Origin of the sequence: Streptomyces sp. NPDC048523, from assembly GCF_043199815.1 — a bacterium.
In the GTDB taxonomy this organism is placed as follows: domain Bacteria; phylum Actinomycetota; class Actinomycetes; order Streptomycetales; family Streptomycetaceae; genus Streptomyces.
Map to the genome: position 1 here is coordinate 35,276 of NZ_JBICWQ010000004.1, position 25,118 is coordinate 60,393.

At 71.1% G+C, this 25,118-nt stretch carries 27 protein-coding genes and 1 riboswitch; of the genes, 5 read left to right on the forward strand and 22 right to left on the reverse strand.

What is annotated here, in order from left to right:
* Positions 1-9: 9 nt before the first annotated feature.
* The 12 genes from ACGFWE_RS21100 to ACGFWE_RS21155 all read right to left on the reverse strand — a co-directional run bounded on the left by ACGFWE_RS21100 (position 10) and on the right by ACGFWE_RS21155 (position 13,559).
* Positions 10-1,209 carry an NAD(P)/FAD-dependent oxidoreductase gene (locus ACGFWE_RS21100; protein WP_393600875.1) on the reverse strand — a complete coding sequence of 400 codons (1,200 nt, stop codon included), beginning with the start codon at positions 1,207-1,209 and terminating at the stop codon, positions 10-12.
* A gap of 343 nt (positions 1,210-1,552) precedes the next feature.
* On the reverse strand, positions 1,553-1,924 hold the full coding sequence (locus ACGFWE_RS21105) for an STAS domain-containing protein (protein ID WP_393600877.1): 372 nt from the start codon (positions 1,922-1,924) through the stop codon (positions 1,553-1,555).
* Positions 1,925-1,927: 3 nt separating this feature from the next.
* Positions 1,928-3,376, reverse strand: coding sequence for a PP2C family protein-serine/threonine phosphatase (locus ACGFWE_RS21110; protein WP_393600879.1), 1,449 nt, complete (start codon positions 3,374-3,376; stop codon positions 1,928-1,930).
* A 712-nt stretch (positions 3,377-4,088) separates the two neighbouring features.
* On the reverse strand, positions 4,089-4,712 hold the full coding sequence (locus ACGFWE_RS21115; protein ID WP_393600881.1) for an integrase core domain-containing protein: 624 nt from the start codon (positions 4,710-4,712) through the stop codon (positions 4,089-4,091).
* 239 nt (positions 4,713-4,951) lie between these two features.
* Positions 4,952-5,293 (reverse strand): DUF4326 domain-containing protein, encoded by a 342-nt coding sequence (locus ACGFWE_RS21120; RefSeq protein ID WP_393600883.1) that lies wholly within the window; start codon positions 5,291-5,293, stop codon positions 4,952-4,954.
* An 18-nt stretch (positions 5,294-5,311) separates the two neighbouring features.
* Positions 5,312-6,085, reverse strand: a complete 774-nt coding sequence (locus ACGFWE_RS21125; RefSeq protein WP_393600885.1) for an SGNH/GDSL hydrolase family protein — start codon at positions 6,083-6,085, stop codon at positions 5,312-5,314.
* 54 nt (positions 6,086-6,139) lie between these two features.
* Complete coding sequence (locus ACGFWE_RS21130; protein ID WP_352387017.1) at positions 6,140-7,153, reverse strand: hemolysin family protein; 1,014 nt, start codon at positions 7,151-7,153, stop codon at positions 6,140-6,142.
* Between the two features lie 172 nt (positions 7,154-7,325).
* Positions 7,326-8,648, reverse strand: a complete 1,323-nt coding sequence (locus ACGFWE_RS21135; protein ID WP_352387015.1) for a hemolysin family protein — start codon at positions 8,646-8,648, stop codon at positions 7,326-7,328.
* A 49-nt stretch (positions 8,649-8,697) separates the two neighbouring features.
* Positions 8,698-9,123 (reverse strand): GNAT family N-acetyltransferase, encoded by a 426-nt coding sequence (locus tag ACGFWE_RS21140; protein ID WP_393600887.1) that lies wholly within the window; start codon positions 9,121-9,123, stop codon positions 8,698-8,700.
* Between the two features lie 57 nt (positions 9,124-9,180).
* A complete protein-coding gene (locus ACGFWE_RS21145; RefSeq protein WP_352387011.1) occupies positions 9,181-10,089 on the reverse strand; it encodes an LLM class F420-dependent oxidoreductase in 909 nt (302 codons plus the stop codon).
* Between the two features lie 49 nt (positions 10,090-10,138).
* Positions 10,139-12,706, reverse strand: coding sequence for an FtsX-like permease family protein (locus tag ACGFWE_RS21150; RefSeq protein ID WP_352387009.1), 2,568 nt, complete (start codon positions 12,704-12,706; stop codon positions 10,139-10,141).
* Positions 12,707-12,710: 4 nt separating this feature from the next.
* Positions 12,711-13,559: an ABC transporter ATP-binding protein gene (locus ACGFWE_RS21155; protein ID WP_393600890.1), complete on the reverse strand. Its 849-nt coding sequence runs from the start codon at positions 13,557-13,559 to the stop codon at positions 12,711-12,713.
* A 208-nt stretch (positions 13,560-13,767) separates the two neighbouring features.
* Here ACGFWE_RS21155 and ACGFWE_RS21160 point away from each other — a divergent pair, with 208 nt between their 5' ends.
* Both ACGFWE_RS21160 and ACGFWE_RS21165 read left to right on the forward strand, forming a co-directional pair.
* The gene (locus ACGFWE_RS21160; protein WP_007380443.1) at positions 13,768-13,992 is read left to right on the forward strand and encodes a hypothetical protein; all 225 of its coding nucleotides are present in this window, start codon (positions 13,768-13,770) and stop codon (positions 13,990-13,992) included.
* Positions 13,989-14,363, forward strand: a complete 375-nt coding sequence (locus tag ACGFWE_RS21165) for a hypothetical protein (protein ID WP_031040326.1) — start codon at positions 13,989-13,991, stop codon at positions 14,361-14,363. The genes ACGFWE_RS21160 and ACGFWE_RS21165 overlap by 4 nt, the downstream gene beginning before the upstream one ends.
* Here the strand turns inward: ACGFWE_RS21165 and ACGFWE_RS21170 are convergent, their stop codons facing one another.
* The 4 genes from ACGFWE_RS21170 to bioB form a co-directional block, all read right to left on the reverse strand.
* Positions 14,364-15,053, reverse strand: coding sequence for a class I SAM-dependent methyltransferase (locus tag ACGFWE_RS21170; RefSeq protein WP_393600892.1), 690 nt, complete (start codon positions 15,051-15,053; stop codon positions 14,364-14,366).
* 77 nt (positions 15,054-15,130) lie between these two features.
* The gene (gene bioD, locus ACGFWE_RS21175; protein ID WP_393600894.1) at positions 15,131-15,850 is read right to left on the reverse strand and encodes a dethiobiotin synthase; all 720 of its coding nucleotides are present in this window, start codon (positions 15,848-15,850) and stop codon (positions 15,131-15,133) included.
* Between the two features lies 1 nt (position 15,851).
* On the reverse strand, positions 15,852-17,138 hold the full coding sequence (locus ACGFWE_RS21180) for an adenosylmethionine--8-amino-7-oxononanoate transaminase (protein WP_393600896.1): 1,287 nt from the start codon (positions 17,136-17,138) through the stop codon (positions 15,852-15,854).
* Positions 17,131-18,318 carry a biotin synthase BioB gene (gene bioB / locus ACGFWE_RS21185; RefSeq protein ID WP_352386999.1) on the reverse strand — a complete coding sequence of 396 codons (1,188 nt, stop codon included), beginning with the start codon at positions 18,316-18,318 and terminating at the stop codon, positions 17,131-17,133. The genes ACGFWE_RS21180 and bioB overlap by 8 nt, the downstream gene beginning before the upstream one ends.
* Positions 18,319-18,466: 148 nt before the next feature.
* Between bioB and ACGFWE_RS21190 the strand changes: the two genes are divergently transcribed.
* Positions 18,467-19,594, forward strand: coding sequence for an 8-amino-7-oxononanoate synthase (locus ACGFWE_RS21190; protein ID WP_393600898.1), 1,128 nt, complete (start codon positions 18,467-18,469; stop codon positions 19,592-19,594).
* 38 nt (positions 19,595-19,632) lie between these two features.
* On the opposite strand, the gene ACGFWE_RS21195 is transcribed toward ACGFWE_RS21190, so the two are convergent.
* Positions 19,633-19,854 (reverse strand): DUF397 domain-containing protein, encoded by a 222-nt coding sequence (locus ACGFWE_RS21195; RefSeq protein WP_352386995.1) that lies wholly within the window; start codon positions 19,852-19,854, stop codon positions 19,633-19,635.
* A gap of 9 nt (positions 19,855-19,863) precedes the next feature.
* Entirely contained in the window at positions 19,864-20,724 is an 861-nt protein-coding gene (locus ACGFWE_RS21200) for a helix-turn-helix transcriptional regulator (protein ID WP_352386993.1), read from the reverse strand.
* A gap of 214 nt (positions 20,725-20,938) precedes the next feature.
* Here ACGFWE_RS21200 and ACGFWE_RS21205 point away from each other — a divergent pair, with 214 nt between their 5' ends.
* A complete protein-coding gene (locus ACGFWE_RS21205; protein WP_352386991.1) occupies positions 20,939-21,397 on the forward strand; it encodes an ATP-binding protein in 459 nt (152 codons plus the stop codon).
* A 6-nt stretch (positions 21,398-21,403) separates the two neighbouring features.
* Here ACGFWE_RS21205 and ACGFWE_RS21210 read toward each other — a convergent pair whose 3' ends face one another.
* Positions 21,404-22,318, reverse strand: coding sequence for a LysR family transcriptional regulator (locus tag ACGFWE_RS21210; RefSeq protein ID WP_352386989.1), 915 nt, complete (start codon positions 22,316-22,318; stop codon positions 21,404-21,406).
* Positions 22,319-22,405: 87 nt separating this feature from the next.
* Between ACGFWE_RS21210 and ACGFWE_RS21215 the strand changes: the two genes are divergently transcribed.
* Positions 22,406-23,026, forward strand: a complete 621-nt coding sequence (locus tag ACGFWE_RS21215; protein ID WP_352386987.1) for a LysE family translocator — start codon at positions 22,406-22,408, stop codon at positions 23,024-23,026.
* Positions 23,027-23,131: 105 nt separating this feature from the next.
* Here ACGFWE_RS21215 and ACGFWE_RS21220 read toward each other — a convergent pair whose 3' ends face one another.
* The 3 genes from ACGFWE_RS21220 to ACGFWE_RS21230 all read right to left on the reverse strand — a co-directional run bounded on the left by ACGFWE_RS21220 (position 23,132) and on the right by ACGFWE_RS21230 (position 25,070).
* On the reverse strand, positions 23,132-23,605 hold the full coding sequence (locus tag ACGFWE_RS21220; protein ID WP_352386985.1) for a C40 family peptidase: 474 nt from the start codon (positions 23,603-23,605) through the stop codon (positions 23,132-23,134).
* A 3-nt stretch (positions 23,606-23,608) separates the two neighbouring features.
* Positions 23,609-23,820: riboswitch (cyclic di-AMP (ydaO/yuaA leader) on the reverse strand.
* A gap of 301 nt (positions 23,821-24,121) precedes the next feature.
* Positions 24,122-24,427 carry a hypothetical protein gene (locus tag ACGFWE_RS21225; protein WP_352386983.1) on the reverse strand — a complete coding sequence of 102 codons (306 nt, stop codon included), beginning with the start codon at positions 24,425-24,427 and terminating at the stop codon, positions 24,122-24,124.
* Positions 24,428-24,434: 7 nt separating this feature from the next.
* Entirely contained in the window at positions 24,435-25,070 is a 636-nt protein-coding gene (locus ACGFWE_RS21230) for an ATP-dependent Clp protease proteolytic subunit (RefSeq protein WP_393600902.1), read from the reverse strand.
* Positions 25,071-25,118: the final 48 nt, after the last annotated feature.

A 25,118-nucleotide genomic window follows, 5' to 3' on the forward strand; every position in this document is an offset into this window, starting at 1 on the left:
ATCAGGCGGCTACGCGACCATCCTCTCGGCTGATGCATCCGGTACGGCGGCCAGGTGGTGCTTGCGCTTGGGCAGGCCGAAGGTCGGGTGCGAGGTGGTCCACAGCGACATCTTGAGGATGCCCGCCTTGATCCGCGCGGCCTTCCGGCCGCCCACATACTTCGGCTTCGCCTGCCCTTGGTCATCGACCATCTGCAGGATCCCGTCCCGCCGCCCGAGGCTGATGTGGTTGCCCAAGTACTCCAGCTTGGTGTCCGGGATCTTGCGGCCGGTCAAGCGCCCCACGATCGCGGCCGTGGCCTGCATGCCGGTGTAGCCGGCCGAGGCGCAGGACATCGGCAGCGGGCGGCCGTTGTCGCCGATGGCGTAGGCACTGTCGCCGACGGCGTAGACGTTCGGGTGCGAGACCGACCGCATGGTGCGATCGACGACGATCCGACCGTTCTCGGTGACCACCAGCCCGCCGGCGGCGGCGATGGGGCTGACCGCGAACCCGGCCGTCCACACGGTCGCGTCGGACGCCAGGGCCATGCCGTCGGAGCACAGCACCCGCGTCGCTTCGACGGTTTCGACGCTGATGTGCTCCAGGACGGTGATGCCCAGCCGGTCGCAGGCCCGGCGCAGGTGGCTGCGGGCTCCGGCGGAGAGCGGGGCGCCCAGCTCGCCGCGCGCGATCAGCGCTACCGACAGACCGGGCCTGGATTCGGCGATCTCGGCGGCGGTCTCGATGCCGGTCAACCCGTCGCCGACGACCAGCACACTCCCGTCCTCGTCCCTCCTGCTCAGGCTGTCCAGGCGCTCGCGCAGGCGCAGCGCCGCCGGACGACTGCTGACGTCGAAGGCGTGCTCGGCCACTCCGGGAACACCGTGGTCGGCGGCGTGGCTGCCGAGCGCGTAGAGGAGCGTGTCGTAGCCGAGTTCGCCGCCGCCGTCGGCGTCGGCCACGGCGACGACCTGGCGCTCGGGGTCGACGGCGGTGACACGGGCCAAGCGCAGCCGTATCCCCGTGCCCGCGAAGACGTCGGCGAGTTCCGGAGCGTCGATCGCCTGGCCGGCTGCGAGTTGGTGCAGCCGCAGCCGCTGGACGAAGTCCGGCTCGGCGTTGACCACGGTGATCCCGGCGTCCTGCGGGGACAGCCGGCGGGCCAGGGTCCCGGCCACGTAGGCCCCGGCATAACCGGCACCGAGGACGACGATGCGGTGCTTCATGTGTCGCTCCTGTCTGTTCGCTGCTCTCGGTGACTTGAGCGGAACAGCGCCCCGATTGCTGACAGGAAGGGCATGTGGCATGGGTCACAAAGCTGAAGGGGCGTCGCTCAGGGGTCTCGCGACGTCGAGGCGGCGCAGACGCAGACCGAGTGTGGGCAGGCCCCGGCTCAGTCCGGCGCGGCTGAGGAAGTGGTCAACGGTCAACCGCAAACCCTGGCCACAACCTTGACCTGGTCCGTTACACCTCTTTCGAGATCGTCTCCGAGCTCTGCGCGGCTGTCCTCTGCCGTTGAACGTGGACGGTTTGTCAGCGAAGTTGGATCGGGCGGCTGGATTGGACGGGTCAGGCGGGCTCGGGCGTGGTGGGGAGGCGGGCGTTCATCGCGGCCTCGGTGCTGGGGTAGGACGGCATGAGGGTGCTCAGGCCGGTGAGATCGAGCATTCGGGACAGGCGGTCGGGGACTGCGGCCAGGGTCAGCGAGCCGTTTGCGGCCATCGCGCAGCGCATGATGCCGATCAGGGCGTTGAAGCCGGAGGAGTCGCAGAAGGTGGTCCCGGTCAGGTCCAGGATCAGGTGCGGGTGTCCTTGGGCGATGAGGTCCAGTGCTTCTTTGCGCAAGGCGGGAGCGGTCTGTGTGTCGATGGCTCCGCCGACGCAGAGGGCCGCCAGGTGTCCGTCGGTGTGGGTGGTGGTGAGGGTGAGGTCGTCGGTCACGGGTCAGCGCTCCTGGTCGGCGCGGGCGGCGCCGGCGACGGGCGTGGCCAGAGTACCGGCCGTCGATACGGCGGCCGTCTGCTCAGTGGCCGGTGCCAGGGGTACGGACAGCGCGAGCAGGGCGACGTCGTCACCGGGACCGGTGGGCAGGCCGGCGATGAGGGCGATGGTGTCCTCGATCAGGCGGCCGGCGTCCGGGGTGGTGCGGGTGGTGAGGAAGGCGGCCACGCCTTCCTCACCCAGCATGGTCCCGTCCGGCAGGCGGCCCTCGGTGAGCCCGTCGGTGTAGAGCAGCAGGCCCTCGCCCGGGGCGAGGTGGAAGGTGTGGGAGGCGAACCGGGCGCCTTCCAGTGCGCCCACGAGCATGCCGCCCTTGGGGCGTACCCCGTTCACCACCATCGCGCCGTCATCGCCGTGCTGTATGTGGAGGGCGGGGGGATGACCTCCCGTGGCCACGCTCACGGTGAAACCGCCGCCCCGGGCGGGTTGCAGGGTGCCGAAGACACAGGTGCAGAACCGGCTGCCCATCGAGGGATCGAGCAGCAGGGCGCTGTTGAGGGCGTCGAGGACTTCGGTGGGGTCGTCGTGGTGCTGGGCGGCTGCGCGCAGCGTGTAGCGGGTCAGCGAGGTCACTGCGGCGGCTTCGGCGCCCTTGCCGCACACGTCCCCGAGGAAGAACGCCCACCGCTGTCCGCCCAGGGAGAAGACGTCGTAGAAGTCACCGCCGACGTCCCGGGGCGAGTCGGTCTGATAATGGCAAGCCAGCTCCAGCCCCGGAATCGGCGGCAGCACGGGAGGCAACAGGGTGCGCTGGAGGGTGGTGGCGAACGCGGTGATCGCCTCCGTGTCCCGCTCGGCACGCGTGCGCGCCTCCTCCTGCGTCTTGCGGCGTTCCTGTTCCTCGCGCAGCAGCCGCAGACCCGACAGTCGCAGCTCCATGGCGTCCAGGACCACCGCGGCCAGGTCGGCCAGGGTTTCGGTGTCGGCCTCGGTGATCAGACGCGGTTTGGTGTCCAGGACGTTGACCGTGCCCAGCCGGTGGCCGTCGGCGGTGATGATCGGCGCCGCCGCGTAGAACCGCACCCCCAGAGGGCCCGTGACCAGCGGATTGGTGCAGGCGGTCGGATCGGTGAGGGTGTCGGGGATCACCAGCGCGTCATCGCGCAGGATCGCCGACCCGCACAATCCCGGGTCCCGGCCGATCTCCGCGACCCCTTCCAGGCCGTGGACGGCCTTGAACCAGATCCGATCGGCATCGACGATCGTCACGCTGGCCACCGGGACATCGAACAGGCGGGCGGCCATCGCCGCGACCCGGTCGAACGCCCCGTCGGGCGGGGTGTCGAGGATGTCGTAGCGGCGCACCGCCTCCATCCGCGCCGCCTCCACCCAGTCCGGCGGCACCCGCCTCAGCCGCGGCTCACCCGGCGAAGCCTCAGGGACACCTGCCATCGCTCAGCTCCTGTCCTTCGCGACGGAACCGGTCCCAGCGCCCAGTCCTCGACCACCGACCCTACGACAGCAGCGAAACCCGCCTCTGCCTCCCTCGCATCAACCACCCGCCCACGCCGTATCTCCACATGAACGCGCCAAATATCCAGCAATCTTTACGACCTTGTTCTCCGCAGCCGCCTCGTGCGGGAGGTGTCGGCATGCGCGCCCGCTACGGGGACGATCCCGCCATCCAGCCTCTGATCGACGACAAGGTGGGGCCCAAGGCGCCGTACAGCTCGGCAGCCGCCCTGGCCCTGCAGCGCGCCTGCGACCGGCCCGCCGTCGTGCCCACCACAGCCGCAGCGACGCCCACACCCGCCGTCGACCCGGCATGCTCCCGAGTCGACCTGCAAGACCTGCTGGAACATCTGGACCCGGACGACCTGAAGGCCGGCATCACCCTCACGGGCAGAAGGTCCACAGGCGGTCCTGAACCGCGAGGGCCAGATCAACGTCCGGGGCCGCCCCTGGCGCACCCCGACCACCGCCGCCAGGGCCGCGACCGGCAGCAACAAGATCGACGGCTGGGATTTCTGGCGTCTGACCATCGCCGGTGTGGAGCAGACCCTCGCCGAGTTCCGCGAACGCACTTCCCGGCACCTGCATCAGCCTGAACGGCGCAGGCGAGGCCTGGGAACGCCAAGGACAAGGTGAAAGGGCAACGCCCGCGTCAGTCACGGGACTTTCTTGGCCCTGCCCACGACGGCATGCGACCTGGAACGGGCCATGACCGCTGGCCGGCGCAGCGCGCACTGACGATCGCGGCGCGCCTCAAGGCCGCCTGATCCTCACGCAGTTCGAGCTCCGTGCCCGCTGCCCGGTGCGGTCGCGTTCGGTGAACTGTTCCCTGTCCCGTCCGAGAATCTCGTCTGTGCAGGTCAGGCCGCATGCTGGTACTCGTGGAGGGTGCCGCCGAGGCGGTCGCGCCGTCGTACGTCAAGTGGGTGAAGGCGTCCGAGTCGGTGATCGGCGGAGGCAGGGGGTGCAGCGGGCGGGCGTCTGCGATGCCTTGGTGGGGCCGGTGGGAGTTGTCGTGCTGCTCGAACTCGCGCAGGACGTGAAGCAGATGGTGCTGGTTCCAGATCAGGGTGCGGTCCAGCAGCTCGTGCCGGCAGGTTTGTACCCGGCGTTCCGTGAGCGCGTTCATGCGCGGCATCCGGACGCCGGTCAGCACGACGTCGATCCGCGCGCCCTTGAGGACCGTGTCGAACAGGGCGGGGAACTTGCCGTCGCGGTCCCGGATGAGGAACCGTGCCCGGCAGCCGGTGTCCTCGAAGTCCATGACGACGTTCATCGCGGCCTGTGTCACCAGAGGGTGGCCATGGGGAGGACCACTGGCTAATTGCCGAACGCACCGGGCAACAACGCTCCTGCCATCGAGCCGTCGAACGGTGACAGGAATGTGAGACGCGAGCCCCCGCAGGGAGCAGTAAAGACCCTCCGACCTGGGCATTCGGATTGATCAGTAGAATCCGCCTGCGGATTCTACTGGCGATTCGTGCAGGTCAGCGCCCGGGCCCCGTTCGTCGGAACCTACGAGAGCGCTTCCGCGAGCTCCGCCAGGACCTCGGCATGGCACGGTTCGGGCGCGCACCAGCAGGCCAGGGCCCTGCCGCGAAGACCGGGCAGCAGAGCGAGCAGATCCGGCCGCTCCAGCAGATACGCCCGGTACTTCGCCATCACCTCGGCCCGCGTGCCGTCCCTGCGGCGCGTGGGGGTGTCGTAGGCGAAGGGGTTGTACAGCGGGTGCTTCGGCAGGTCCCAGCCGCCCATGGTCCAGCGGCGGCCGACGTAGACGAGGTCGGCGGGCGCGTGTTCGAGGCGCCGGCCGTACTCGTGGATACGGCCCCTGACGTTGACCACGCGCGTGTGCACGACGTCCCAGTGCCCGTACTAGTGCTCGTACGGCAGCAGGTCGGGCCGCTTCGGCGGCAGGCCGTCACCCGAGGAGCGGCCCGTCAGGCGCCGTCCGATCCACGGCAGCAGATGCTGCCGGGCGAAGCGCGCGTCCGCGATGCGCCGGGCGAGCCACCTCGGGGGGACCGTTGCCGGGATCGGCGTACGCCACTCCGTGTCCTCGGGGTCGTAGCCGAGGGTCTGCCACACGGCCTCGGCGACGCGGCGGTGGCCCTCGGCCGACAGGTGCAGCCGGTCCACGTCCCACAGGCGCGGGTCGGAGAGCGAGGGAGCGCCGTACAGGTCGACGACCACCGCGCCGTGCCGGGCGCCGAGCTCGTCGACGACCGTGAACAGTTCCTCCATGCGCGGCCGGAAGCGCTCCAGAACCGGCCCCTGGCGGCCGGGACTGCGCATCAGGACGAGCTGCTTGCAGGAGGGGGCCAGCCGCTCCACGGCCTCCGTCAGCAGGTCGCGCACCCGGACCATGTCGCACTTGGGCCGCAGGGTGTCGTTGAGGCCACCCACCAGCGTGATCACGTCCGCCTGCATCGCCGCCGCCACGTCGACCTGCTCGTCGACGATCTGCTGGATCAGCTTGCCGCGCACGGCGAGGTTGGCGTACCGGAAACCGGGCGTCACGGCGGCCATCCGGCCGGCCAGGAGGTCGGCCCAGCCCCGGTAGGAGCCGTCCGGAAGCAGGTCCGACATGCCCTCGGTGAAGGAGTCGCCGACCGCGACCAGGCTGGAGTAAGTGGGATTCGTCTGCATGGCGGAAGAAATGGTATCGCGGTCACATACCTGCCGGTCGGTGGGTTCGGGTTGTCACGACTGCCGCCCGAACAGCTCCCGCAGCACGTCCTCCATCGTCACCAGTCCGGCCAGCCGGCCGTCGGCGCCGAGCACCGCGGCCAGATGCGTCCGGCTGCGCCGCATCGCCGTCAGCACGTCGTCCAGCGGTGTGCTCTCCCGGATCCGTGCGATCGGCCGCATGTCCCGCACCGGGAACGGCAGATCCCGCGGTGAGGCGTCCAGGGCGTCCTTGACGTGGAGGTAGCCGACGATCCGGCGCCCCTCGTCGACCACGGGGAACCGTGAGAACCCGGACTCGTTCGAGAGTGCCTCCAACTGCTCGGGGGTGACGCCCACGCGCGCGTAGACCACCCCTTCCAGGGGCAGCACCACGTCCCGTACCGGCCGCCGGCCGAGCTCCAGCGCGTCGTGCAGCCGCTCCCGCGCGCGCTCGTCGATCAGTCCCGCCTCGCCGGAGTCCCGCACGATCCGTGCCAGCTCGGCGTCCGAGAAGGTGGCCGTGACCTCGTCCTTGGTCTCCACGCGCAGCAGCTTCAGCAGGGCGTTCGCGAAGGCGTTGACCGCGAAGATCACCGGGCGCAGTCCGCGCGCCAGGGCGACCAGCGGGGGCCCGAGCAGCAGGGCACTGCGCACCGGCTCCGCGAGCGCGATGTTCTTCGGGACCATCTCACCGAGCAGCATGTGCAGATAGGTCGCCAGGGTCAGCGCGATGACGAAGGACACGGCGTGCCCCGCGCCCTCCGGCACGCCCACCGCGTGGAACACCGGCTCCAGCAGATGCGCGATCGCGGGCTCCGCGACCACACCCAGCACCAGCGTGCACAACGTGATCCCGAGCTGCGCGGCCGCCATCAGCGCGGACACGTGCTCCAGCCCCCACAGCACGCCCTTCGCACGCCGGTCCCCCTGATCGGCATAGGGCTCGATCTGACTGCGCCGCACGGAGATCAGCGCGAACTCGGCCCCCACGAAGAAGGCATTCACGACAAGCGTCGCCAGACCGATGAGCAACTGGACGGCGGTCATCGCTGAATCCTTCTCTGGTGAGGCGGCGGGGCGGTGGTTCTGGCTTGGGGCGTCTCTTGCGGTGCCGGGGCGGCGGGTTCGGCTCGTGCCTCCTCTTGGGGTGCCTGGACGGCGAGCTTTGTGTGGGGTGCCACCGTCCGTGTCGGCGCCCGTGTCGACCGGACGGCCGTCATCACTCGGCCCCTTCCGCGGACAACGGCGCGTGCAGCAGTACTCGTGCCGCGCGGCGGCCCTGTGCGTCCAGGACGTCGAGTTGCCAGCCGGTGACCTCCACCGAGTCGCCGACGGCCGGGATCCGGCCGAGTTCCGTCGCCAGGAGCCCGGCCAGCGTTTCGTACGGTCCCTCGGGGGTCCGCAGGCCCACGCGCGCCAGCTGGTCCACACGCAGCGAGCCGTCGGCCCGGAAGAGCTCCCTGCCCTCCTCGTCGGTGCCCGCGGGGTCCAGGTCGGGCGTCTCGTGCGGGTCGTGCTCGTCGCGCACCTCGCCGACGACCTCCTCGACGATGTCCTCCAGCGTGGCCACGCCCGCCGTACCGCCGTACTCGTCGATGACGACCGCCATCGTGCGCTTGCCGGAGAGCCGGTCCAGGAGCCGGTCCACGGTGAGCGACTCGGGCACCAGCAGCGGCTCGCGCAGCAGCTCGGCGACCGAGGCGCGGGGCCGGCGTTCGGCCGGTACCGCCAGGATGTCCTTGATGTGTGCGATGCCCACGACCGAGTCGAGGCTGCCGCGGTAGACGGGGAACCGCGACAGCCCGGTCGCGCGCGTCGCGTTCGCCACGTCCTCGCAGGTCGCCTGGACGTCCAGGGCGATCACCTGCACCCGCGGGGTCATCACGTTCTCCGCGGTGAGGTCGGCGAGGTTGAGCGTCCGCACGAACAGCTCGGCGGTGTCCGCCTCCAGCGCGCCTGCCCGGGCCGAGTGCCGGGCCAGCGCGGCCAGCTCCTGCGGACCGCGCGCCGAGGCCAGCTCCTCGGCGGGCTCCAGCCCGAAGCGGCGCACCACCCGGTTGGCCATGTTGTTGAGGTGCGTGATGAAGGGACGGAAGGCCGCGCTGAACCAGCTCTGCGCGGTGCCCACCCGCTTGGCCATGGCCAACGGCGAGGAGATCGCCCAGTTCTTGGGCACCAGCTCGCCGACGACCATCAGGAAGACGGTCGACAGCGCGGTGCCCAGTACCAGGGCCAGCGACCGGGACGTGGACGGCGAGATCCCGAGCGACTCCAGGGGCCCCGCGATCAGCGCGGCGATCGACGGTTCCGCGAGCATACCGACGACCAGGTTGGTCACGGTGATCCCGAGCTGCGCCCCGGACAGCTGGAACGTCAGATTCCGTACGGCCTTCAGGGCGCCGGACGCGCCCCGCTCACCCCGCTCCGCCGCGCGTTCCAGCTGTCCGCGCTCCACCGTGGTCAGCGAGAACTCCGCCGCCACGAAGGCACCGCAGGCCAGCGAGAGCAGGATCGCCAGCAGCAGGAGGAGCACTTCGGTCATCGGGTCACCTCCGTCCCATGATCGGACAGGGTCCCCAGGATCGCCCGTCCTACCCGGCGAGGGGTTTCACCCAGCGCCGCCACTTCTCCTCGGGCGCATACCCCGCCGCACGCCATGCGTGCTGTGCCGTCTCGTTGCGCACCAGCACCATCGCGTCCCCGCGCCGCCCCCCGAGCCGTACGAACCGCTCCTCCGCGGCCGCGAGCAGTGCAGTCCCGATCCCGCGCCGCCGGCGCTCCGGGTGCACCGCGAGCCGGTACAGATGGCACCGCCAGCCGTCGAAGCCGGCGATCACCGTGCCGACGAGTTCGCCGTCGAGTTCGGCGAGGATCAGCGCCTCGGGGTCCCGCGTGACCAGCCGCTCCACACCGTCCCGGTCGTCACTGATGCTCGTGCCCTCGGCGGCCCGCTTCCAGAAGGCCAGCAGGGTGTCGAGGTCGTCGGGCGTCGCGGCCCGTATCCGCAGATCGGTCATAGGGCGATCCCATCACCCCCGTTTCCCACCGGACGGGAAATTCCACGATGCGGACGGCTACCGGCCGCCGCGCAGCTCCGCCATCACCGGTGCGAACGCCTCCATGGACGCCTCCAGCACCGTCAGATAGGTGAAGCCGTACCGCTCGCGCTGTGCCCGCACCTGCGCGACGATCTCCTCGACCGTGCCGATCAGCATGATGGGCAGCTCCAGCGCCTCCTGGAGGGTCAGGTCCGGCAGCCGGTGCAGGAACGGGGTGGCGACGGCCTCGCGGTCGTCGGTGACGACCACCGTCTGGATGAGCAGGTTCAGTTCGGCCGGTTCCTTGCGTCCCTCGGCCAGTCGCCGATAGCGCGCGACACGCTCGTCGAGTTGCCCGGCGGTGGTCGGGGCCAGCTTGCCGGTCGTGTTCCCCGGCACCAGGGTCGCCCCGGTGAAGGCCGCGATGTCGGCGTGCTCGGCGGACAGCTCCAGCATCCGGTTGCCTGTGCCGCCGATCAGCAGGGGCACCCGGGGCCGCTGCACCGGCTGCGGCACATGGTCCGGCGAGGACAGCAACCGCTCCAACTCCTCGACCGTGCGCCGCAGATGGTCCACCCGCTCACCGGGCGAGCCGAAGGGCAGCCCCGCCCTGTCGTGCTCGGACTGCACATAGCCGGTGCCCAGGCCCAGTTCGAGGCGGCCGCCGGTCAGGGCGTCCACCGTGGCCACCTCACGGGCGAGCAGTGCCGGGTTCCAGAACCCCGCGTTGAGGACGAACGTGCCGAGCCGCGGCCGCTCGGTGACCGCCGCCGCAGCGACCAGCGCGGGGAAGGGCGCGACCTTGCCGAGATGGTCGGGGACCAGGATCACGTCGTAACCGAGTTCCTCGGCCCGTCGGCACTTGGCACGCCAGTCGGCGTCGGTGGCGGCGGCGGTCAGGTTGACGGCGAAGCGAAAGGGGCGGGGCTGATCGGGGCGGGGCATGAACTCTCCTCAGCGACAAGCGACTTGAGTTGTCTGCCCCGCGATTGCATCACTCGTGCGCGATCGCCGCCAGTACGTTCATGCGCGATGCACGCAACGCAGGCAGCAGCGCCGCCACGATGCCCACCACCGCCGAGCCGACGACGACCGCGACGATCGTGCCCCAGGGGATCGCCAGCGCGTTGAGGCCCTGCAGGGCCAGCACCTGCTGGGTGCACACCCCCCACACCAGCCCGAGCGCGAGCCCCAGGACCGCGCCGAACACCGCGATGACCACCGACTCGAGCCGGATCATCCGCCGAAGCTGCCGCCGGGCGAGCCCGATGGCACGCAGCAGCCCGATCTCCCGGGTGCGCTCCACGACCGACAGGGCGAGGGTGTTGACCACGCCGAGCACCGCGATGACGATCGCGAGCCCGAGCAGCGCGTACACGAGATAGAGCAGGACCGCGATCTGGTCGTGGACCAGGTCCTTGTAGTCGGCGAGGTCGCGCACCTGGACCTGCGGATACGGGTCGAGGGTCTTCTCCAGGCCCGCGCGCAGCCGGTCGCTGCCGGTGCCGGAGGCGGCGTTGACGTACAGCGCGGAGTCCTGGCCGCCCGGCGTGAACCGCTCCAGCGTGTCCAGGCCGAAGTAGATGCCGCCCTGCGTCCCGAACCCGTCGGCCGAGTCCTGGTCGGTGAGGGCGCCCACGGTCAGCTCGGTCCGGCGCCCGCCCTGGAACTCGACGGGAACCCTGCTGCCGACCCTCACGTCGTGGTCGCGCGCGAAGTCCAGGTCCATGGCCAGGTGTCCGGAGGCGAGCGCGGCCGCGGTGTCGCCCTGCGCGTAGGTGATGTGGGCGACCTCGTCGAGCTGCGGGTCGTACCCGGCGGCGGTGGTCTCGACGCGCTTGCCGTCGGGCAGCCGTACGGCGATGGGTGCGAACCTCGACCGTACGACGAGCCCGGCCCCGTCGGTCCTGCGCACCGCGTCCGTGACCTCCTGCGGGAACGGCAGGAAGTTGCCGTTCTGCACGACGAAGTCGGCGCCCAGGGTCTTGTCGATCTGGTCGTCGAAGGACTTGGACATGGAGGCGCTGGCCACGGACATTCCGCCGACCAGGGCGAGGCCGACCATCAGGGCGGCCGCGGTGGCGCCGGTGCGGCGGGGGTTGCGCAGGGCGTTGCGCTGGCTCATCCGCCCGACCGGGCCGAAGAGGGCCGGGAAGGCGCCGCCCAGCACCCGGATCACGGGACGCACCAGCAGTGGCCCGGCGATGACGGTGGCCAGGAGTGTCAGGACGACGCCGAGGCCGAGGAGGGAGGCCGCGGAGGCGGTCCTGGACGACAGGGTGCAGCCGACGAGCGCGGCCGTGCCCGCCGCGCCCACCAGGCCGCCCACGATGGCGCGGACCTTGAGCGGCCGTCCGATCCCGGCGATCTCGGCGTCCGAGAGGGCCGCCATGGGGGAGACGCCCGCCGCGCGGCGGGCCGGGAGATAGGCCGCGACGAAGGTGACGCCCACGCCGACGACGTACGCCGCCACGGGGGTGGCCCAGCCGATGACCATCTCGCTCGTCCGGATGTTCATGCCGAAGGCGTTCATCAGCGCGATGAGACCGACGGCGAGCCCGATGCCCGTGCCCAGCCCGACCGTGGAGCCGACCAGGCCGAGCAGCGTGGCCTCGGTGAGCACCGAGCGGCGGACCTGGCGCCGGTCGGCGCCGAGCGCGCGCAACAGGCCCAGTTCACGGGTGCGCTGGGCGATCAGCATGGAGAAGGTGTTGACGATCAGGAAGATGCCGACCAGGACGGCGATACCCGCGAAGCCGAGCATGACGTACTTGATGACGTCGAGGAATCCGCCCAGTTGGTCGACGTCCGACTTCGCCTGCTCCTCGGCGGTCCGGTACTCGTAGGTGCCCGTGCCGAGCGCGGCGGCCACGCGCTGCTTGAGCCGGTCGTTGGTCACGCCCTCGGCGGCGTCGACCGAGATGCTGGTGGCGGCCTCGGAGGAGCCGAGCAGCTTCGCCTGCGCGGTCGGCGGGTCGAGGTAGAGCAGTGTGGCGCCGGGGTTGGTGGTGGTGAAGGTGACGATCCCGACGATCCGCACCTTGAACGAGCCGGGCCCCGCGATCACGGTCAGCGGGTCGCCGATGCGCAGGTCCTTGCGGTCGGCGGTCTCCGAGTCGAGCAGTGCCTCGGACGGGCCGTGCGGGGCATGGCCGGAGGTGAGCTTGACCGGGCTGCGCGAGGTCGGGTTCCAGTCGGTGCCGATGGTGGGGGCGCCGGTGGTCGAGCCCACCGACTCGTTCTCGGAGTCGGCGACGGTGATCCCGTCGTCCTCCGCGTCGAAGCGTGCGGCGCCGACCCCGTCGACGCGGGCGACCCGGTCCGCGAGCGAGGCCGGCAGGGTGGCCGTCGTGCCCGACGGGATGGCCTCCTTCAGATCTTTCTTCGGGCTGATCGTGAGGTCGGGCGCGGTCGAGGCGAAGAGCCGGTCGAAGGTGTGGCTCAGGGTGTCGGAGAAGATCAGGCTGCCCGAGACGAACGCCACGGACAGGACCACGGCCAGCGCGGAGAGCAGCAGCCGTCCCTTGTGGGCGAGGAAACTGCGGAGGGTCGCCTTCAGCACGGGGTCATCCCTCGTCGGGACCGGTGTCGGGACCGGCGTCGGGACCGGCCTTGGGCCCGGGCTCGGTGTCGCGGTCGCCGTCGTACTGGCCGCGGATCACGTCGAACCGCTTCATGCGTTCCAGCACGGCCTCCGCGGTGGGCCGCTCCATCCGGTCCACGATCCGTCCGTCCCCGAGGAAGAGCACCAGGTCGGAGTGGGTGGCGGCGCCCGGGTCGTGGGTGACCATGACGACGGTCTGCCCGAGCTGGTCGACGGCCTCGCGCAGGAACCCGAGGACCTCAAGGCCCGCCCGTGAGTCGAGGTTGCCGGTCGGTTCGTCCGCGAAGATCAGCTCGGGCCGGGAGGCGAGCGCACGGGCGCAGGCGACGCGCTGCTGCTGACCGCCCGAGAGCTGCGAGGGCCGGTGCTTGAGGCGATCCCGCAGGCCCAGCGTGTCGATGACCTGGTCCAGCCACTTCTCGTCGGGCTTCTTGCCGGCGATGTCCATGGGCAGGGTGATGTTCTCGGCCGCGTTCAGCGTCGGGATCAGGTTGAACGACTGGAACATGAACCCGATCCGGTCCCGGCGCAGCCGGGTCAGCTCACGCTCCTTGAGTCCCGTGATCTCGGTGTCGCCGAGCCACACCTGGCCGGCCGAGACGGTGTCGAGTCCCGCCAGACAGTGCATCAGGGTCGACTTCCCGGAGCCCGAGGGCCCCATGACCGCGGTGAAGCGGCCCCGCGCGATGTCGACGTCCACCGAGTCCAGGGCGAGCACGGCCGTCTCGCCCGAGCCGTAGGCCTTCGTCAGACCGCGGGCGCGGGCCGCGATCGTGTCGGCCGGGGCGTGCTCCGCAGCAGCTGTGGACAAGACTCTCTCCTCGCTCGTGACGTCGCTCGCGGACCGGGCGGTCCCTATCCGGCCGAGGGTAATGTGACCCACCCCACACCGGATATCCCCCGTGGGGCCGAGGCGGTCTCCACCGCAGGTCGGGCCCCCGATATCGATGTAAGGGACATTCTCCACCCGTCGCGGGCACCCCTTGCCGTTGCTAGCACTTCGGCGCTAGCTTCGAGGTATGGCGAAGACTCAGTTGAACGTGCGGGTGGACGAGGGCACCGCCCGCGCCGCCCGAGAACGTGCCCTCGCCCGCGGCGTGAGCGTCAACCGCTACATCGAGGAACTGGTCATGAAGGACACCGGCGAGGCGGGCCAGGCCTTCGTGGAGGCCGCGGCCGACTTCATGAAGCAGTACGAATCCGTGTTCGCGGAGGAGTTCGGCAAGGACCACGAGACTCGTTGAGCGATCTGCACATCGATCTCGCCTGGCTCCTGATGCTCGCCGAGCAGAAGACCCCGGGCGATCCCCAGGTCGCCGACTGGGGCGCCCTGGTCGCCGCCGTGGCACGCCACCAGGCCGAGATCTTCGACATCCCCGTCTACGACAGCCCGCATCTGCGCGCCGCCGCACTGCTGCAACTCCTCATCCACGTCCCGGCGTTGGAGCGCACCAACGTGCTGTTCGCCTGCGCGGTCGGGTACGCCTATCTCGTCGCGAGCGGACTGCGGGTCGTCACCTCGCCCGAACTCGTCCGGGACCTCGCCAAGGTGGCCAAGAAGGGCGACGCCTCGGTGCACGACATCGCGCGCGAGCTGCGCAGGTGGACCCTGTGATCAGGGCTCTTCAAGCGGCGGCCGCCAGGCGGTGCCCAGCACACAGAAGGACGTAGGCATCGTCGGCCCCTTCTCCGGCATCAACACCCGCCGGTACGGGCCGAGTTCGAAGCCGGCCTCCCGCAGGGCCGCGACCGGGTCGCGGGCCAGATGACAGCCGCCGTTGAGCGGGGGCCACACCGTGCGGTCCAGGGCGCGCTGGGTGAAGCGCATCGCCGGGCCGCCACCCCTGCCGTGCTCGAAGAACCGCACCACCCCGCCGGGCCGCAGCACCCGGCGCACCTCGCCGAGCGCCCGCCGGACATCGCGCACACTGCACAACACCAGCGAGATCACCACGGCGTCGAAGGCCTCGCTCTTGACGGGCAGCGCCTCCGCGGCCCCGGGCACCACGTCGACCGGCACCTCCGCGCGCAGGGCGGCCTTCACCGCCAACCGCCGCAGCCGGCGCTCCGGTTCGATTGCCACCACCTCGGAGACCGCGCCGGGATAGTGCGAGAAGTTCAGGCCGTTGCCCGCGCCGATCTCGATCACCCGCCCCGACAGCCCGGCGAGCAGCCGCTCACGCACCCCGGCCATGCCCCATCTGCTCTCGGCGGTGACACTGACCCGGGCGTAGTACCGGGCGAACAGCGGATGGTGGACGGGGTCCCGGGACACCTTGCCGGAACCGGCGAGCCGCGGCGCCATGGCAGCCTCCCTCGCAGGACAGGACTGACCTCACCGCCATTGTCCCCCGCGGGACCCCGTCGCACCCCTGCTGAGGCTCACCGGGCGAAGTCGGGCACCCCGAACGCCGCCGCGTCCCACGTCCCGTCCAGCCGCGGTGCCAGCCAACCCGGCGCCGCGGCACGGAAGTCGGCGGGCGCCAGCCCACCTGCCCCGGCCGGCAGCGCCCCGAGCAGCGGAGCCCCGGACACGTCCGGCAGATCCGCGAGGTTGCAGCGCGAGGCGAGATCGGGGGAGTCCGGCCAGCTGCCGATCACCACACCCGCCAACTCCAGTCGGCGGCGCCCAAGTTCACGGGCCGTCAACTCCGTGGTGTTGAGCGTGCCCAGGCCCGCCGCCGCCACCACCAGGACCGGTGCCCGCAGGAGCTCCGCCGCGTCGGCCAGCGTCCCGCCCTCGTCGTCGAAGCGGACGAGCAGCCCGCCCGCCCCCTCCACCAGGACCAGGTCGTGCTCGACGGCCAGCTTGGCGGCGGCCTCGGCGACCTGATGCGGGCGCACCGGCTCGAGAGCGGCCCGCCGCGCGGCCGTCGCCGGCGCCAACGGCTCGGGATAGCGGGCGACTTCGGCCTTCGTCACGGCACCCGCGAGCCGCGCCACCTCCTCGGCGTCCCCGGGCTCGTCCGGCCGTACGCCCGTCTGCGCGGCCTTCAGGACGGCGACCGTCCGTCCGGCGGCGAGCGCGGCGGCGGCCACCGCGGCCGTGGTGACGGTCTTGCCGACCTCCGTGCCCGTGCCCGTGATCACCAGTACCGGCATGTCATCCCTCCAGCGCGGCGGCACACACCGCACGCGCGATCCGTGCCACGTCCTCGTCACCCGTGACGTACGGCGGCATCGTGTAGACGAGGTCGCGGAACGGCCGCAGCCATACGCCCTCGCGCACGGCGGCCTCCGTCGCGGCCTTCATGTCGACCTCGTGGTCCAGCTGTACGACCCCGATGGCGCCGAGAACCCGTACGTCCTTCACACCCGGCAGCTCACGAGCCGGCGCCAGCCCCTCCCGCAACCCCGCCTCGATCCGCTTGACCTCGGCGAGCCAGTCCTGCCCGAGCAGCAGCCCGATCGACGCGCAGGCCACCGACGCGGCCAGCGGGTTGCCCATGAAGGTGGGGCCGTGCGCGAGCACCGGGACCTCGCCCCGCGAGATGCCGTCGGCCACGCGAGGCGTGCACAGGGTCGCCGCCATCGTGAGGTAACCGCCGGTCAGCGCCTTGCCCACGCACATCACGTCCGGCGTGACCGCGGCGTGATCCGCGGCGAACAGGGCGCCCGTACGGCCGAACCCGGTGGCGATCTCGTCGAACACCAGCAGCACGTCGTGCGCGTCGCACGCCTCGCGCAGCACCCGCAGATACGCGGGTGAGTGGAACCGCATCCCGCCCGCACCCTGCACCACCGGCTCCACGATCACCGCGGCCAGCTCGTCCGCGTGCCGCTCGACCGCCGCGCGCAGCTCGTCGGCGTACGACTCCTCGTACTCGACCGGAGGTGAGTCCACGAACACCTGGCGGGGCAGCACCCCGGACCACAGCTCGTGCATCCCGCCCTCGGGGTCGCACACCGACATGGGCTGCCAGGTGTCGCCGTGGTAGCCGCCGCGCCAGGTCAGCAGACGCCGCTTGCCCGGACGGCCCAGCGAGCGCCAGTACTGCAGACACATCTTCACCGCGACCTCGACCGACACCGACCCCGAGTCGGTGAGGAAGACATGCTCGAGGCCGTCGGGAGACATGTCGACAAGGAGCTTCGCGAGCCGGACGGCGGGCTCGTGGGTGAGCCCGCCGAACATCACATGGCTCATCCGCCCGAGCTGCTCGCGCGCGGCCTCGTTCAGCACCGGGTGGTTGTAGCCGTGGATCGCCGACCACCAGGAGGACATCCCGTCGACCAGCTCCGGGCCCTCGGCGAGCTTCAGCCGCACCCCGCTCGCCGACTCCACGACGAGCGGGTCGACCCGGCCGGGCATCGGACCGTACGGATGCCACACGTGCCGCCGGTCGAGCGCCAGCAGTTCCGGCACCGGCAGACCGGGCAGATCAGGCATTGGGCGCGAGATCCGTTCCGGCACCTCGGCGGCGTACGGCGACCAGATCCGTACGGGGTTCGCTCACCGTCGGCGCGGCCGAGGCGGCCGTACCGCAGGCCCCGCCGCCCGCGTGCGACCCGCAGCCGGCGCTCTCGTGCGACCCGCAGTCCGCGCTCTCCTGGCAACCGCCGTTCACCCGGTGCTCCGGCAGCGTCACCTCGCCCGCGCCCTCCACCTCGAACCCGGCGTCCGCGATCATCTCCAGGTCGGCCTTGCCGGCCTGGCCCTCGGTGGTGAGGTAGTCGCCCAGGAAGATCGAGTTGGCGAGGTTGAGGGCGAGGGGCTGCATCGTGCGCAGATGGACCTCACGGCCGCCGGCGATGCGGACCTCGACGTCCGGGCAGACGAAGCGGACCATCGCCAGAATGCGCAGGCAGCGCTGCGGGGTGAGGTTCCACTCCTTGGCCAGCGGGGTGCCCTCGACCGGGATCAGGAAGTTCACCGGAACGGAGTCGGGGTCCAGCTCGCGCAGCGAGTAGACGACGTCGACCAGGTCCTCGTCGCTCTCGCCCATGCCGGCGATCAGGCCCGAGCAGGCGGAGAGCCCGGCCGCGTGCGCCTTGTTCACGGTGTCGACCCGGTCGGCGTAGGTGTGCGTGGTCGTGATGTCGCCGTAGGTCGACTCGGAGGTGTTGAGGTTGTGGTTGTAGGCGTCCGCGCCGGCCTCGCGCAGCCGCTCGGCCTGGCCGTCGGAGAGCAGACCCAGGCAGGCGCACACCTCGACGCCCTCGTTCTGGTCCTTGATCGCCTTGATGGTGCCCGCGACCCGGTCCACGTCACGGTCGGTCGGACCGCGCCCGGAGGCCACCAGGCAGACCCGCTTGGCACCGCCCGCCAGACCGGCCGCCGCGGCCTGGGAGGCCTGCTCCGGCTTCAGCCAGGTGTACTTCAGGATGCCGGCCTCGGAGCCGAGCCGCTGCGAGCAGTACGAGCAGTCCTCGGGGCACAGCCCGGACTTCAGGTTGACGAGATAGTTGAGTTTCACCCGGCGCCCGAACCAGTGCCGGCGCACCTTTCCGGCCGCGGCCACCACGTCGAGCAGGTCGTCGTCGGAGGTGGCCAGCACGGCCAGCGCCTCCTCGCGGGTCGGCAGCTCGCGCCGAAGCCCCTTGTCCACCAGCGTGTTCAGCAGGTCCATGAGAGCCGATCCTGTCCTACGAACCCGCTCCGGGCCAAGGTAGGGATCGCACAACACACCCGCTGTGACGTGTGGGTATTGCCACACCGTAGGTAGCGTTTCCTGCCGCTAGGGTCTGTCCGTTGTCTACAAAAGCCCCGGAGGACCCATGGCGTTCGGCTGGATCGACGAGCAGGCGGCGGCGCGCCGGCGGGCCGGACTCGTACGGACCCTGCGGCCGCGTCCGGCCGACTCGCCGTTGCTGGATCTCGCGAGCAACGACTACCTGGGCCTGGCCCGCCATCCCGAGGTCGTGGAAGGGGCCGGGGCGGCCGCGCGGACCTGGGGCGGTGGCGCCACCGGATCCCGGCTCGTCACCGGAACCACCGAGCTGCACACCGAACTCGAGCGCGAACTGGCCGAATTCTGCGGCTTCGAGGCCGCGCTCGTCTTCTCCTCCGGATACGCCGCGAACCTGGCCGCCGTCACCGCGCTCGCGCCGCACGGCTCGCTGATCGTCTCCGACGCGGGCAACCACGCCTCGCTCATCGACGGCTGCCGGCTGGCCCGCGGCACGGCCCAGGTCGTCGCGCACGCCGACCCGGACGCGGTGCGCAAGGCGCTCGGCACGCACGACGGCCCGGCCATCGCCGTGTCCGACACGGTCTTCTCGGTGGACGGCGACGCGGCGCCCCTGGCCGGCCTCGCCGAGGCATGCCGGGAGCACGGCGCGGGCCTGGTCGTCGACGACGCCCACGGCCTGGGTGTGCTCGGTACCGGCGGCCGCGGCGCCCCGCAGGCGGCGGGACTCGCGGGCGCCGACGACGTGGTCGTCACGGTCACGCTGTCCAAGTCGCTCGGCAGCCAGGGTGGTGCCGTCCTCGGCCCCGCACGGGTCGTCGCACACCTGGTCAACGCGGCACGGACGTTCATCTTCGACACCGGTCTGGCACCCGCGTCGGCGGGAGCCGCCCTCGCTGCCCTGCGGCTGCTCGGCCGTGAGCCCGAGCGGGCCGCACGCGCGCGCGAGGTGGCGACCGGACTGCACGCACGCCTGACCGCCGCGGGTCTGGAAGCGGTACCTCCGGACGCCGCGGTGGTCTCGGTGCGCGCGCCCTCCCCGGAGGAGGCCGTTCAGTGGGCGGCCGACTGCCGTGCCGCCGGGCTCTTCGTGGGCTGCTTCCGGCCCCCGTCCGTGCCCGACGGCATCTCACGGCTCAGGCTGACCGCCCGCGCGGACCTCTCCGAGGAGCAGATCGAACGCGCTGTGCGGGTGATCGGTGAAACACGACCATGAGTCGGCGTGACACGGCCGTGCTCCCGGTGGACCGACGGTCAGAACGCGGCTGTGAAGCCCGCCCAGCTCTCGGGGGAGAAGAGCAGCGCGGGTCCCTCCGGATTCTTGGAGTCGCGTACGGCGAGCAGCCCGGCACAGGGCCCGGCCGACGGCCTCGCCGTCTCGACGCAGTTGTTCGCCCCGGTGCTGTAGCTGCTGCGCAGCCAGCGCACTTCGGGCAGTTCCGTAGCGGTGGTTACGTTCCGAGGCAGTGCGGACATGGTGCCTCCTTACGCGCCGTCACCCATCCCGGCGAGGTAATCCAACGACTCCTCGGGCGAAAGGGCGTGGGCCTGAAGGGTGTTGAAGGCCTCGGTGTAGGCCTGGAGGTCTTCTTTCCGTTCGAGGTAGAGGCTACTCGTCAAGTGGTCGAGAACAACCACGTCCAGATCAGAAGTGCGCGAAAATGAGAAGATTACGAAAGGCCCGGTGATACCCACATGCGCCCCGGCAGTGAACGGCAGTACCTGCAGCCGCACTTGGGGCAGCCGCGCCGCCTCCAGAAGTCTCCTCAGCTGCCGGGCCATCACCTCGGGGCCGCCCACCTCCCGCCGCAGCACCGCCTCGTCCAGGACGGCGCTCAACTCCAGAGGCGGCTGGGCGCGAAGGATGTCCTGCCGGGCCAGCCGTACCTTGACCAGTGCGTCGAGACGTTCGTCGTCGAGGCCGTCGACCGCGGCCCGGGTCACCGCGCGGGCGTACTCGGGCGTCTGCAGCAGCCCGGGCACGACCGAGGTCTCCAGCGTGCGCATCGCGCTCGCCTGGGCCTCCAGACTGATGAAGTCCCGGTACGTCGGCGGCAGGACACCCCGGTACGCGTGCCACCAGTGGTGCCGGCCGCCGCTCTCCTCGGAGCCCGCCAATACCATCAGCAGCTCCCGCAGATTCGCGTCCCCGACGCGGTAGGCGTCGAGAAGTAACCGCACATCGGCCGGTTTCACCCCGCTGGCACCGGTCTCGATGCGGCTCACCTTCGACTGGTGCCAGCCCACGAGCCGGGCGGCCTCACCGCTGGTGAGCCCCGCACTCGCGCGCAGCGCACGCAGTTCGGCGCCCAGTTTCCGCCGGCGCACCGCGGGGCCGTGCTGCATGGCGCTACTCCTTACTCCCTACGAGCCGCCCGAATACGGTCTCGCGTCGCAGAGTTCACCGCTTCGAGCGACAGATATATGCACATCTTGGTGGATCGGCACCCGTCGCAGCCGCGGTGATGGCACTCTGACGATGAACCACCAGTCCGGGACCGTACTCGAACCATCCGCACCGTGTCGGACTCCGGTCCCGTGGGAAAGGGACGACGTCGCCATGGCAGACCACCTGGAAGCATCCGTCACTCTGCCGAGCGAACCCGCCTCGGTCTCCGCGGCCCGCACCTATGTCCTGAGCACACTGGCGGAGTGGGGGCTGCCGTCCACCACGGACACCGCCGAGACCGTCCGGCTCATCGTCTCCGAACTCACCACCAACGCCGTACAGCACACCTTCGGGCAGTCACCCACCTTCACGGTGGACATCGAGCTGGACCGTGACGAACAACTGCGCATCGGGGTCACCGACAGCCACCCCCGTTTCCCCAAGCGGCTGCCGGCCGCGGTCCAGCAGGACAACGGGCGGGGGATGGTGATCATCCGCTGGCTCGCCGCCGAGTACGGCGGCAAGCTGAGGGTCAGGCCCACCCGGGAAGGCGGCAAGACCGTCTCCGTCGAACTCCCGTGGACGGTTCCGGTGCAGCCGGTCACGGCGGCGGGGCAGCAGGAGCCGTAGGAGAGCTCATACCGGCCGCGCGCGGCCGAACGCTCCCCGCAGCAGCGCCCGGAAGGCGTCCGCCGCGGGTGCCGCCTCGCCGGTCCGGTGGACGACCGAGATCGTACGGCGCAACGCGCCGGCCTCCAGCAGCCGCGTGCCCACCGGAGTGGCCGCCGTCCGAGCCACCATCTCCGGCACCACCCCGACCCCCAGCCCCGCGCTGGCCAGCGCGCACACCAGGGCGTATCCCGGGGTCGCCACCAGCACCGACGGTGTGGTCCCGATCCGGGCCAGCACCGCCTCCACCTCCCGCCGGGCCGGATGATCCGGCGCCATGCTGATCAGCGGCTCACCGGCGAGCTCCGCCAGCGGCAGCCGCGTCGAGCCGCCCGCCAGGGCATGCCCGGGGGCAGTCACGAGGACCAGCTCCTCGGTCAGCAGCGGTTCCGCGCTCAGGGTGGCCGGGAGGGCGGGGGGCTCGCCCGGCTCATAGGCGTGCGTCAGCGCCAGGTCGATCTCACCGGCCGCCACCGCGGTGATCCCGGCCGTGGGTTCGTGGAAGGCGACCGACAGCTCCACGTCCGGGTACGCCCGGCGGAACGTGCTCAGCACTGGCGGCAGCAGCTGAATGCCCGCCGTCTGGAAGGTGCCCAGCCTGAGCGTGCCGCCCGACAGGCCGGTCAGCCGGGCGAGTTCGTGCCGGGCCCGGTCCAGCTCGTCCAGCACCCGCCTGGCCCGCGCCACCAGCAACTCGCCCGCACCGGTGAGCCGCGTGCCGCGGTGATGCCGTACGAGAAGAGCGGTACCCGCCTCCCGCTCCAGCTTGGCCAGCTGCTGGGAGAGGGCGGGCGGGGTGTAGCCGAGGCGCTCGGCGGCCCGGGTGATCGAGCCCGCCTCCGCGACGGCGACCAGGGCGGCGAGGCGGACCGGGTCGTACATGGCGAGGCCTGCCTAAAGGAGTGCTTAAGGGAAACCCAGGTTATTCGACATACCTGCTGAAGGCTCCGGCGCGGCAGGCTGGTCCGCATGAACGGACAGATCGTCGCCTTCACCGGGATCGCCGCCGGCATGGTCGCCATGCCGGGCGCCGACTTCACCGTCGTCGTACGCAACGCCCTGGTCTCCCGCCGGGCCGGGGTCGTCTGTGCGCTCGGCGTCGTGGCCGGGCTACTGGTCCACACGGCGCTCGCGGTGGCCGGGGTCGCCGCGGTGCTCACGGCCGTGCCCGCGCTGTTCCGGGCGCTTCAACTGCTGGGCGGGGGTTATGTGCTGTACCTGGGTGTACGGACCCTGCTGGAGCTGCGGCGGACCGGCACGCAGACCGTCGTCGAGGCCGACGTGGCGGTACGTCCCCTGCGGCAGGGCTTCGTCACCAACGCGCTCAACCCCAAGGTCCCCATCACCTTCCTCAGCCTGTTGCCGCAGTTCGTGCCCCAGGGGAGCTCCACGCTGCCCAGGACGCTGCTGCTCGCGCTGATCGTGGTCGCTCTCGCGCTGGTGTGGTTCCCGGCGGTAGCCGTGCTCGTGGACCGGCTGGGGCGGTGGCTGCGCCGGCCGCGGGCGGCCCGGGCCGTCGGCGGGGTCACCGGAGGCGCGTTGACGGTTCTCGGCGTGATGCTCCTGGCCGAGCCGCTGCTCGCGGTCTGACCACCTCGCTTTGCGCCGACGGAGGCATCGGGGCGGCTGTGCCGTCCTGCGCTTCGGAAGCCCGAGGGGGCGGCGGGAGGTCAGGTCGCCGCCGCCCCCTCGGGGTCACTTGACCCGGCCGTACCAGACGCTCTTCGTCCAGATCTTCTGCAGTCGCACCACGTCCCCGGTCTTCGGGGCGTGCCAGATCTTTCCCTTCCCGGCGTAAATGCCGACGTGGTACACGTTCGAACCCGAGTGGAAGAACACCAGGTCGCCGGCCTTGCGGCTGCCCACGCCGATGTGGCGGGTCTTGTTGTACTGCTGGGCCGCCGTGCGCGGGAGCTTCTTGCCCGCCTTCTTGAACGAGTACAGCGTGAGCCCTGAGCAGTCGAAGCGGCGGGGCCCTGTGGCGCCGTACTTGTACGGCGAGCCCTTCTTGGAGGCCGCTACCTTGAGTGCCTTCGTCGCAGGTGTCGCGGCCGCGGCGTCGGGCGCGAGGCCCGGGACCACGACGGAGCCGCCCACGGCGGCGATGGCGAAGGCCGAGGCCGTACCGGCCCGGACCATCAGCGACGGGACACGATTGAGCGCAGTCATGCGCAACCCTTCGTCAGCCGCCTGTGAAGGATGACCTGTCGGATTCGGGCTGGCGAAGTTGCCCGGCCGCTGACGCGGCTTCACCCCAAGGGACACTCGGCGCGGTCATGGCGTGACCGTTCCGGCGACCCGTCGTGCTTGGGTCCTCCACTCCTGCCGATCCACTTCTGTCGACCGGTCATCCGGGCGGCGGCAGGACTCGGCGTCCGCCCGGATCGCCCCGCCACTGCGGCGGGGGCTTGTCGTCAGACAGGGATCTTGGCGCACGGAAGTGCGAAAAGCCCAACGGAACCGTTGATTTGTGGTGTTACTCACCACTCACCCGTTTGGGTGGACACCCCTTCGAAGGAAGGGGTGTCGAGGGGTTCACAGACCCCCGGACCAGCACGGAAGGGTCTCATTCCGGTCCCGAAACAGGCGCGTTGTGCAACTCCGACGCTCGCAAAAAAGGAGCCGCGCCTCCTCCAATAGGGGGTACGTCGTTTGGTCCGTTTCGACTCAGCTCCGGACGCCTCGTCAACTGTCGGGCCCCGGAGGCACGGTGACCCGGGCCGTACGCCGCTCGCCGTCCAGGACCCGCAGCGCCCGCGCCAGCGTCGCGGCGTGCAGTTCGCGCTCACCCCTGCTGTGCATCAGCACGAGCGCGTCGCGCAGCTCGGTCGCCCTGCTCACCAGCGCCTGCGCCGCGCGCAGTCCGCCGTAGGTGTCCTCGCGCCGGGCCGGGTTGATCCGGCCCAGCAGGTCGACCACGTCGAGATAACGGTCGATCAGTTCACCCTCGGCGCGCGTGAGCGCGGGCAGCGGTGGAAGGTCAGGCACCATCGACGGCTCACCTCGCGCCCGGCGCGGTACGGGAGGGCCTGCGGCTCGGGACGATCGCGTCCGCCAGGCCGTAGTCCACGGCGCCCCGCGCGTCCAGGACCTTGTCGCGCTCGATGTCCGCGCTCACCTGCTCGGGGCTGCGGCCGGTGTGCCGGACCAGCATCTCCTCCAGGCGGGCCCGCACCCGGACCAACTCGTCGGCCTGAATGGCCAGATCGCCGGCCTGCCCCTGCACCGGCTCGCTCAGCGCGGGCTGGTGGATCACCACCCGGGCGCCCGGCAGGACGGACCGCTTGCCCGGCGTGCCCGCCGCCAGCAGCACCGCCGCGGAGGAGCCGGCCTGGCCGAGGCATGTCGTCTCCACGTCACAACTGACGTACTGCATCGTGTCGTAGATCGCCGACATCGCGCCGAACGAGCCGCCGGGGGAGTTGATGTACAGCGAGATGTCCCGGTCGGGGGCCTGGTACTCGAGGTACATGAACTGCGCCATCAGGTCGTTCGCCGAGGTGTCGTCGATCGGCGTCCCGAGGAAGACGATCCGCTCCTCCAGCAGCTTCGAGTACGGATCCGTCGTCGTGTGCCCGTAGCTCGTGCGCTCATGGAACTCGGGCAGGACGTGACGTGCGGTGGGTCGGGTCATCGCGTACCCCTCCTCGCGGCAGGCTGTCTGTAAAAAATGTACAGGACG

Bases quoted from the DNA above. Each gene is read 5' to 3' on its own strand.
- ACGFWE_RS21100 (WP_393600875.1), bottom strand. From the start codon at position 1,209: ATGAAGCACCGCATCGTCGTCCTCGGTGCCGGTTATGCCGGGGCCTAC.
- ACGFWE_RS21110 (WP_393600879.1), bottom strand. From the start codon at position 3,376: ATGGCAGGTGTCCCTGAGGCTTCGCCGGGTGAGCCGCGGCTGAGGCGG.
- ACGFWE_RS21115 (WP_393600881.1), bottom strand. From the start codon at position 4,712: ATGAACGTCGTCATGGACTTCGAGGACACCGGCTGCCGGGCACGGTTC.
- ACGFWE_RS21125 (WP_393600885.1), bottom strand. From the start codon at position 6,085: ATGCAGACGAATCCCACTTACTCCAGCCTGGTCGCGGTCGGCGACTCC.
- ACGFWE_RS21130 (WP_352387017.1), bottom strand. From the start codon at position 7,153: ATGACCGCCGTCCAGTTGCTCATCGGTCTGGCGACGCTTGTCGTGAAT.
- ACGFWE_RS21135 (WP_352387015.1), bottom strand. From the start codon at position 8,648: ATGACCGAAGTGCTCCTCCTGCTGCTGGCGATCCTGCTCTCGCTGGCC.
- ACGFWE_RS21140 (WP_393600887.1), bottom strand. From the start codon at position 9,123: ATGACCGATCTGCGGATACGGGCCGCGACGCCCGACGACCTCGACACC.
- ACGFWE_RS21145 (WP_352387011.1), bottom strand. From the start codon at position 10,089: ATGCCCCGCCCCGATCAGCCCCGCCCCTTTCGCTTCGCCGTCAACCTG.
- ACGFWE_RS21160 (WP_007380443.1), top strand. From the start codon at position 13,768: ATGGCGAAGACTCAGTTGAACGTGCGGGTGGACGAGGGCACCGCCCGC.
- ACGFWE_RS21170 (WP_393600892.1), bottom strand. From the start codon at position 15,053: ATGGCGCCGCGGCTCGCCGGTTCCGGCAAGGTGTCCCGGGACCCCGTC.
- bioD (WP_393600894.1), bottom strand. From the start codon at position 15,850: ATGCCGGTACTGGTGATCACGGGCACGGGCACGGAGGTCGGCAAGACC.
- ACGFWE_RS21180 (WP_393600896.1), bottom strand. From the start codon at position 17,138: ATGCCTGATCTGCCCGGTCTGCCGGTGCCGGAACTGCTGGCGCTCGAC.
- bioB (WP_352386999.1), bottom strand. From the start codon at position 18,318: ATGGACCTGCTGAACACGCTGGTGGACAAGGGGCTTCGGCGCGAGCTG.
- ACGFWE_RS21190 (WP_393600898.1), top strand. From the start codon at position 18,467: ATGGCGTTCGGCTGGATCGACGAGCAGGCGGCGGCGCGCCGGCGGGCC.
- ACGFWE_RS21195 (WP_352386995.1), bottom strand. From the start codon at position 19,854: ATGTCCGCACTGCCTCGGAACGTAACCACCGCTACGGAACTGCCCGAA.
- ACGFWE_RS21200 (WP_352386993.1), bottom strand. From the start codon at position 20,724: ATGCAGCACGGCCCCGCGGTGCGCCGGCGGAAACTGGGCGCCGAACTG.
- ACGFWE_RS21205 (WP_352386991.1), top strand. From the start codon at position 20,939: ATGGCAGACCACCTGGAAGCATCCGTCACTCTGCCGAGCGAACCCGCC.
- ACGFWE_RS21210 (WP_352386989.1), bottom strand. From the start codon at position 22,318: ATGTACGACCCGGTCCGCCTCGCCGCCCTGGTCGCCGTCGCGGAGGCG.
- ACGFWE_RS21215 (WP_352386987.1), top strand. From the start codon at position 22,406: ATGAACGGACAGATCGTCGCCTTCACCGGGATCGCCGCCGGCATGGTC.
- ACGFWE_RS21220 (WP_352386985.1), bottom strand. From the start codon at position 23,605: ATGACTGCGCTCAATCGTGTCCCGTCGCTGATGGTCCGGGCCGGTACG.
- ACGFWE_RS21225 (WP_352386983.1), bottom strand. From the start codon at position 24,427: ATGGTGCCTGACCTTCCACCGCTGCCCGCGCTCACGCGCGCCGAGGGT.
- ACGFWE_RS21230 (WP_393600902.1), bottom strand. From the start codon at position 25,070: ATGACCCGACCCACCGCACGTCACGTCCTGCCCGAGTTCCATGAGCGC.